Source organism: Peribacillus faecalis (genome assembly GCF_014712675.1).
Lineage (GTDB): Bacteria > Bacillota > Bacilli > Bacillales > DSM-1321 > Bacillus_AD > Bacillus_AD faecalis.
In genome coordinates this window covers 22,883-31,394 of sequence record NZ_JACXSI010000037.1, presented here as the reverse complement: position 1 = coordinate 31,394, position 8,512 = coordinate 22,883, and the positions used below count along the sequence as shown (strand labels likewise).

Sequence of the window (8,512 nt, the reverse complement as noted above, 5' to 3'; positions counted from 1 at the left end):
ACCTCTCCGATGAAAAACTATTGTTCATTATATACGGATTTTCACAGAAAAACATAAAAACCCGATAAATGGACTTTTTTTCAAGTGTCCATTTATCGGGTTACAGTTCAAGGCTACAGTCGTTTTTTCTTTAATTCATTCAGTCTTTCGTAAATTTGATGCAGTCGTTTTTCTTCGCCCGCATCTTTAGGCTCATAATATGTCGTATCTTTTATTTCATCCGGCAAGTACTGTTGATTGACCCAGCCGTTCGGATAGTCGTGGGGATATAAATAACCTTTCCCGTGTCCAAGTTTAGCTGCGCCTTGATAGTGTGCGTCTTTCAGATGGTCAGGTATATCGCCGGTTCTGCCTCTTCTTACATCATCAATGGCCTTATCCAATGCTTTGTAGGCAGAGTTGCTTTTGGCTGATAGACATAGTTCAACCGTCACAACTGACAGCGGTATTCGTCCCTCCGGAAGTCCTAATCGTTCTACTGTTTGGATGGCAGGCAAGATTCGGGCGCAAAGCTCAGGGTTTGCCAGGCCGATATCTTCATAGGCAATAACTAATAATCTTCTCGCAATGGAAACCAGGTCTCCGCCTTCCAGTAATCGGGCTAAATAATGCAAGGCTGCATTAACGTCGCTTCCGCGTATGCTCTTTTGAAAACCGGAGAGAAGATGATAGTAAATATCACCTTTGTTGTCATGTGAGAATCCTTTGTTTTCAAGGCATTGTCTGACCGTATCCTCTGTTACGGTGATCTGGTCATCATCACCCTTTTCGGATGCCCAAATGATATCTTCTAATAAATTGAGAGCGGAACGTCCGTCTCCGGTCGTTTCGGCGATTAATCTTAGCAGCTCGTCCGGCATGGAAATATTCATCTTCCCGAGACCGTCTGGAGATTGCAAGGCGCGTTTAAGGAGCGTGATGATCGCATCTGAAGTCAGGTGCTTTAATTGTTTAATTTGGCCCATTCGCGAAAGAATCGCGCCTCTAACGCTATGAAAAGGGTTTTCCGTTGTTGCGCCGATCAAAGTGAAAATCCCTTCTTCTAACGCTTTCAGCAAGGCATCCTGCTGTGTTTTGTTCAGAAGGTGGATTTCATCAATGAAAAGAAGAGCATTGCGCGTCAATCTTGCCTCTTCGATGACGGATTCTATATCTTTCTTTCCTGCCGTTGTCGCGTGCAGGGCATAAAATTCCTTTTTTGTCGTGCCGGCGATAGCGAAAGCTAGCGATGTTTTTCCAGTTCCGGGTGGTCCATATAATAGAATTGAAGGAACATGGTCATTTTGAATCATGCGATACAAAGCGGTCTTAGGTCCGATCACGTCATCCTGGCCGACTATTTCATCAATCGTTTTCGGACGCATGCGATAAGCTAACGGTTCTGATTGAAACATTGGGATTCCTCCTTTCGGCGCTTTTAGTGAAAGAATTGAGATAATAGTCAATCCTATCATAAAATAAAAGATGAGGAAATGTATGATTAAAAGTTTGCAGAATGGTTGAATGCTGTATAATAATAAGATAACATGCACGGTAATAAAGCATTATGCTATAATATCATGGTTATTTTTGAACGGGACATGATGTTTATGGAGAAAGTATTCCTATCTGAGTAGGGAATTTAATGGTACATCAATTTTTGAGTTCTTTCAGCTTACATTTTACAAGCTGTTATATATAAAATTGCCAGAAAAAAATATAGGGGTGTTGAAGAAATGAAGATTTCTACTAAAGGTCGTTACGGTTTGACAATAATGATTGAGCTTGCGAAAAAGCACGGAGAAGGACCTACTTCATTGAAATTGATTGCGCAAACAAATGACTTGTCGGAGCATTATTTGGAACAGCTGATTGCTCCTTTAAGAAATGCCGGCTTAGTTAAGAGTATAAGAGGAGCATACGGCGGATATGTTTTAGCAAAGGAACCGAGCGAAATTACGTGTGGCGATATCATCCGTGTGTTGGAAGGCCCAATCAGTCCTGTTGAAGGGATTGAAGAAGAGGAACCGGTTAAACGCTCTCTATGGATTCGTATTCGCGATGCGGTTAAAGACGTTTTAGATACAACAACATTAGAAGATTTAGCGAACTATAAGGAAGATAAAGCGCCTGATTCTTATATGTTCTATATTTAATAATTAATCATTAATCATAAAAAGGAGGAGAGGTAGTGGAAAGAATCTATCTCGATCATGCCGCTACTACTCCTGTTCATCAGGATGTACTGCATGAGGTAATGTCAGCAATGCAAAATAGCTTCGGAAATCCTTCGAGCATTCATGCCTTCGGAAGAGAAGCCCGCAAGCAATTGAATGAAGCACGTCGTCAGCTTGCCAAGACGATTTCGGCAAAGGAAAATGAAATCATCTTCACAAGCGGCGGTACAGAGGCAGATAATATGGCAATATTAGGCGTTGCCCGTGGCTATCAGCAAAAGGGCAAACACTTGATTACGACGGTTATTGAACATCATGCCGTTTTGCATACATTCGAAAGCCTTGAGAAAGAGGGCTATGAAGTAACATATTTACAGGTCAATGAACAAGGGAGAATTTCTCTCGATGAATTGAAGGAAGCACTTCGTGACGATACAATTCTTGTTTCTGTCATGTTCGGCAATAACGAAGTGGGCACAATTCAGGACATTGAAGCAATCGGCGAATTGCTGAAGAATCATCAGGCATTTTTTCACACAGATGCCGTTCAGGCTTATGGCATTGTGCCAATTGATTTAAATAATCTTCATGTTGACCTTCTGGCTGTCTCTTCTCATAAAATTAACGGGCCTAAAGGAATCGGTTTTCTGTTTTGCAGAGAAGGTATTTCTCTTATGCCGGTTATGTATGGCGGAGAGCAAGAACGAAAGCGCCGGGCAGGTACCGAAAATCTACCAGCGATATTAGGGTTTACAAAAGCGGCTGCGATAGCGCAAGATAGTATGGATGAAAAGCAAGAGCTTTACAAACAATTCAAGCAACGTATGCAGGAGATTTTTGCTGAGGAAGGCATCGAATTCTCATTAAATGGTTCGGTCGAGCATTCTTTGCCGCATGTATTAAACATCAGTTTCCCGGGAACAAATGTGGAAGCGATGCTTGTGAATATGGATTTGGCGGGTATTGCTGTTTCAAGCGGATCAGCATGTACGGCAGGCTCTATAGATCCATCACATGTATTAGTGGCAATGTTCGGCAAAAATAGTGATAGAACAACGAATGCGATACGTTTCAGCTTCGGTTTAAATAATACATTAGTTCAAGTGGAGCAAGCTGCCAATGAAACGGTGAAAATCGTGAAGCGGCTTACGAAACAATAATTAAAAGTGGGGTTAGTAGTAATGAATAAATCACCAGAAAATACCCGCGTTGTAGTAGGTATGTCAGGCGGCGTAGATTCCTCTGTAGCAGCCCTGCTTTTAAAGCAACAAGGCTATGATGTAGTGGGTATCTTCATGAAAAACTGGGATGATACGGATGAGAACGGTTTTTGCACAGCTACTGAAGATTACGAAGACGTAATGAAAGTGTGCGACCAAATCGGTATTCCTTATTACGCTGTTAACTTTGAAAAACAGTATTGGGATAAAGTTTTTACGTATTTCCTTGATGAATATAAAGCGGGCAGAACGCCAAATCCGGATGTTATGTGCAATAAAGAAATCAAGTTCAAAGCATTTCTTGAGCATGCGCTTAATCTTGGTGCCGATTATTTAGCAACTGGACATTATGCGCAAGTGGAATTCCGCGACGGAGAATATAAAATGCTTCGCGGAGTAGATGATAACAAGGATCAAACTTATTTCTTGAATCAGCTTACGCAAGAGCAATTGCAAAAGGTTATGTTCCCGTTAGGTCACCTTCCAAAATCAAAAGTGCGTGAAATCGCAGCGGAAGCTGGATTAGCGACTGCGACGAAGAAAGATTCAACAGGAATCTGCTTTATCGGCGAAAGAAACTTCAAAGAGTTCTTGAGCCAATACTTGCCTGCGCAACCTGGCAATATGGAAACATTGGACGGAGAAGTGAAAGGCAAGCATGACGGTTTGATGTATTACACAATCGGTCAGCGCCACGGACTTGGCATCGGCGGAAGCGGAGAACCTTGGTTTGCTGTAGGCAAAGACTTGAAGCGTAATGTATTGTATGTATGTCAAGGTTTCCACCACGACAAACTGTACTCTACATCCTTACAGGCAGTCAACGTCAGCTGGGTAGCTAATCAGCCGAAAGCTCAGGAATTCAAATGCACAGCAAAATTCCGTTACCGCCAAACAGATGTAGGTGTAACAGTAAAGGTGCTGGGCGATGAAACGGTTGAGGTCATCTTTGATGAGCCTACACGAGCAATTACACCCGGACAAGCTGTTGTCTTCTATGATGGAGAAGTTTGTCTTGGCGGCGGAACAATCGATACAGTCTATAAGAACGGAGAGCAGCTGACTTACTTGGCGTAACGTATTTTAAAGTGAGTTGCCATCTAGTATAATAAAACCTCAGCATTATCAGTGCTGAGGTTTTTATTCGTGTTTAAGATGGGACACTTCATTTTGCGGTATTTAAAAATGCTCCCTTTTTACAAATATATGAGGCAACAGAACAGAAGGGGGAGGGATTAAAGCGTGAAACGTTTTTTATTGTCAATTAGTATACTTATCGGGTCATTTTTGGTAATGGCGGGCTGCAGCTCTGTATTGGAAAAGGAGAAAGAAGAACCAATCGATGTGTTGATTACATATGCAGGTTCACTTGTCGGCGATGCAAGTTCAGTGGTAAACATCGGTTATGTATTGCCGGGCGGGGTAGATGTAAAGCAAGTTGAACTGCAAACGAAAGAACAGCCATACGGAATAAGTATTGTATACGGTTTAAAAGAAGAATCAGAGAGAACAAATGAATCATTTGAAATTGATTGGTCAGAAATGAATGCAAAAAGAGCATTTTTGTTCAATGCCATTGCTTATTTTGCGCTTGTAGATAATGTTGATCAACTGACATTTCGAACAGAAACAGAAACACCGCATACATTAATGGTCACAAGAGCGGATATTGAGCAATTTCTTGGCAAGGATGTGACGCCATATGCGCAGGACGGCGAGCTTTGGAAAGCGGATATTGAAGAGGGAATTATGGCCAGTGATGATAAAATAAATGAATTTTATACGGCCTATCCATTACTGTAAGGATTGCGCAAGGAAATATGTTATACTCTTTGTAGAAAAAATGGAGTGTGAAAAATAATGAGTCATAATGAAGCAGGCATTAAATATATGCAAGAAGGAAAATGGGAAGAGGCAGCGAAAGCTTTCTCTGAAGCAATCGAGGAGAATCCGAATGATGCGGTTGCTTATATTAACTTTGGGAATGTATTAACAGCTGTCGGTGAACGCGAAAAAGCTGTTAATTTCTATAAAAAAGCTTTAACAATCGATGAGAATGCAGGAGCGGCTTTTTATGCGCTTGGCAATTTATATTATGAGAGCGAACAATACATGGACGCGAAAGATTTACTGGAAAAGGCTATTCGCGCAGGGCTTGAAAACAGCGATTGCTACTTCATGCTTGGCATGACGCTGCAGCAGCTTGATCAGCCAACTTTGTCGATGCCATATTTGCAGCGCAGTGTTGAGCTGAATCCGGAAGATGTTGAAGCTCGTTTTCAATATGCACTTTGCTTAGCGAATGCAGAAATGTACGAAGAGCTAATGCAGGAGCTTCATGAAGTGTTGAACCGTAATCCGAAACACGCTGATGCGCTATACAACCTTGGTGTTGCGTATGCTGGACATCTTGAAGATGCGGAGAAAGCATTGGAATGCTTCACAAAGGCGCTAGAGGCACAAAGCGATCATATGCTGGCAGCTAACGGCAAGAAGATTATGGAACAAATTTTATCTGAACAATAATTAAAAGGAGGAATCGATGGTGCAACAGGATGAAATGCCTTTGTTTGAAGATCAAACAAAACTGTTCATGAAAGGTCGGCATATCGTAACTATTTTTCATAACGATCAAAACTTATATTCTGTTGTTCGCATTCGGGTCGACGAGACAAATGCTGATTACGATGAAAAAGAAGCAGTGATTGTCGGCTACTTTCCTCCGATTCATGAGCATGAAACGTATGTTTTTTACGGGAAACTGAAAGAGCATCCGAAGTTTGGACAGCAATTCGCAGTCGATCATTTTCAGAAGGATATGCCGCAAACAAAAGAAGGGATCATCAGTTATCTCTCCAGTAATCTGTTCCAAGGGATCGGTAAGAAAACAGCTGAAACAATTGTTGAAACAATTGGTGATAATGCGATATCTAAAATATTAGCAAACCCCTCACTTTTGGATACGGTACCGAAACTTTCCGGAGAAAAAGCAAAAAGCTTGTATGACACACTAGTTGAGCATCAAGGTCTTGAGCAAGTGATGATTGGTCTGAACCAATATGGATTCGGCCCGCAGATTTCAATGAGAATTTATCAGCTGTATAAACAGGAGACATTAAGTATTATACAAACGAATCCTTATAAGCTTGTCGAGGATATCGAGGGCATCGGTTTCGGACGAGCGGATGAATTGGGCTATCAGCTTGGAATCGGCGGCAATCATCCCGATCGCATTAAAGCGGGTTGTTTATATACGCTTGAAATGGAGAGCCATCAGGAAGGCCATACGTATATCGAAGCGAAACAACTTCTGCAAAAGGTGCAGGAGCTTTTAGAAGGCAATCAGCATGGCGCGATTGAATTTCAAGAAATATCGACAGCTATTTTGTCTCTTGAGGAAGAAGGAAAGCTTGTTATTGAGGATAAGCGAATTTATTCTCCTTCACTCTATTATTCGGAAAAAGGAATTGCGACCAATATAAAACGTATTTTAGCGCAGAAAGAGTACAGCAACGCATTTCCGGAATCGGAGTTTTTGCTGGCGCTTGGAGAATTGGAAGAGCGTCTGCAAGTGGAGTATGCTCCAGCCCAGAAGGAAGGCATCCAGACTGCGTTAATGTCGCCTATGATGATCCTAACAGGCGGACCTGGTACGGGGAAAACGACCGTTATTAAAGGTATTGTCGAATTGTACAGCGAGCTCCATGGCGTCTCGATGGACGTTCATGCCTATAAAAGCGGAGATCCATTTCCATTTGTGCTGGCAGCGCCAACAGGGCGTGCTGCCAAACGGATGACCGAATCAACCGGCTTGCCGGCTGTCACTATTCACCGGCTTTTAGGCTGGAATGGAAGCGAGGGTTTCAGCCATGATGAGGAAAATCCAATTGAAGGTCGTATTGTCATTATCGATGAAATGTCAATGGTTGATACTTGGCTGGCTCACCAGCTACTTCGGGCGTTGCCGGAACATGTTCAAGTCATCTTTGTTGGCGATGAAGATCAGCTCCCATCAGTCGGTCCGGGACAAGTGCTGAAAGATTTATTAGACTCCCATTGCGTTCCGACGATTAAACTCGAAAGCATTTATCGCCAAGCTGACGGCTCCTCAATTATCGAGCTGGCTCATGAAATGAAGAAAGGGCGTCTGCCTGCCAATATAACGGTGCAGCAAAAAGACCGATCCTTCTTCCCGTGTTCCTCTTCGCAAATTGCGCAAGTTGTCGAGAAGGTCGTCATGAACGCTAAGAAAAAAGGCTACAGTTCGAAGGATATTCAAGTACTCGCACCCATGTACAGAGGACCTGCCGGCATTGATTCGTTAAATAAGCTACTTCAGGAAATTCTCAATCCGAATACGGACGGCAAACGACGGGAGCTTACGTTCGGAGACAGCATATATCGTGTCGGCGATAAAGTGCTGCAGCTGATTAATCAGCCGGAAAGCAATGTCTTTAACGGAGATATGGGAGAAATCATTTCAATTTCTTTTGCGAAAGAAAATACGGAAAAGCAAGATCTGGTGTATGTTTCTTTTGACGGGATTGAAGTAGCTTATACGAAGCAAGATTTGACGCAAATTACACATGCCTACTGCTGTTCCATTCATAAGTCACAGGGCAGCGAATTCCCAATTGTAATTATGCCGGTTGTGAAAAGCTATTACCGCATGCTGAGAAGAAAGCTGATTTATACAGGCATAACGAGAAGCAAGAAGTTCTTAATTTTATGCGGAGAAGAAGAAGCTTTACGCATTGGTGTTGAACAAACGCAAGATCATGACCGCAATACAACGCTTAAACAAAAGCTGCAGTTAGTGCTGTCTCCTGAACAGCAAAGACAGGAAGAGCTGCCGCTTGCTGATGGGGAACAGACTGAACCGGAAAACTTTGAAGAAGAATTGATGAAAACAGACCCAATGATTGGCATGGGCAATATAACACCATATGATTTCATGAAAATAATTTAAACAGAGAAGCGAATGCGAATGAGATAACTCAGCATTCGCTTTTTTCATTGAAGCGTCAACGAGTAAAAACAAAAATAAAAAAGACTAGTGCCGGTTTATCTTAGTCCTGCCGCATGTCTCCTGCGGTATCGAGAAGTGAAATCCAAGTGAAAAAGTACCGGCGACGG

7 protein-coding genes are annotated in these 8,512 nt (G+C 42.4%); 6 read left to right on the top strand and 1 reads right to left on the bottom strand.

What is annotated here, in order from left to right; genetic code table 11:
* Positions 1-113: 113 nt before the first annotated feature.
* On the bottom strand, positions 114-1,394 hold the full coding sequence (locus tag IEO70_RS14565; RefSeq protein ID WP_190999106.1) for a replication-associated recombination protein A: 1,281 nt from the start codon (positions 1,392-1,394) through the stop codon (positions 114-116).
* A gap of 321 nt (positions 1,395-1,715) precedes the next feature.
* Here IEO70_RS14565 and cymR point away from each other — a divergent pair, with 321 nt between their 5' ends.
* The 6 genes from cymR to recD2 all read left to right on the top strand — a co-directional run bounded on the left by cymR (position 1,716) and on the right by recD2 (position 8,345).
* Positions 1,716-2,135, top strand: coding sequence for a cysteine metabolism transcriptional regulator CymR (gene cymR, locus IEO70_RS14560; RefSeq protein WP_190999105.1), 420 nt, complete (start codon positions 1,716-1,718; stop codon positions 2,133-2,135).
* Between the two features lie 35 nt (positions 2,136-2,170).
* Positions 2,171-3,316 carry a cysteine desulfurase family protein gene (locus tag IEO70_RS14555; RefSeq protein ID WP_190999104.1) on the top strand — a complete coding sequence of 382 codons (1,146 nt, stop codon included), beginning with the start codon at positions 2,171-2,173 and terminating at the stop codon, positions 3,314-3,316.
* Positions 3,317-3,337: 21 nt separating this feature from the next.
* The gene (gene mnmA, locus IEO70_RS14550) at positions 3,338-4,453 is read left to right on the top strand and encodes a tRNA 2-thiouridine(34) synthase MnmA (RefSeq protein ID WP_190999103.1); all 1,116 of its coding nucleotides are present in this window, start codon (positions 3,338-3,340) and stop codon (positions 4,451-4,453) included.
* 165 nt (positions 4,454-4,618) lie between these two features.
* Complete coding sequence (locus tag IEO70_RS14545) at positions 4,619-5,179, top strand: DUF4825 domain-containing protein (RefSeq protein ID WP_190999102.1); 561 nt, start codon at positions 4,619-4,621, stop codon at positions 5,177-5,179.
* Positions 5,180-5,236: 57 nt separating this feature from the next.
* Positions 5,237-5,902 (top strand): tetratricopeptide repeat protein, encoded by a 666-nt coding sequence (locus IEO70_RS14540; RefSeq protein ID WP_190999101.1) that lies wholly within the window; start codon positions 5,237-5,239, stop codon positions 5,900-5,902.
* Between the two features lie 16 nt (positions 5,903-5,918).
* Positions 5,919-8,345, top strand: a complete 2,427-nt coding sequence (recD2, locus tag IEO70_RS14535) for an SF1B family DNA helicase RecD2 (protein ID WP_190999100.1) — start codon at positions 5,919-5,921, stop codon at positions 8,343-8,345.
* The last annotated feature ends 167 nt before the right edge of the window (positions 8,346-8,512 follow it).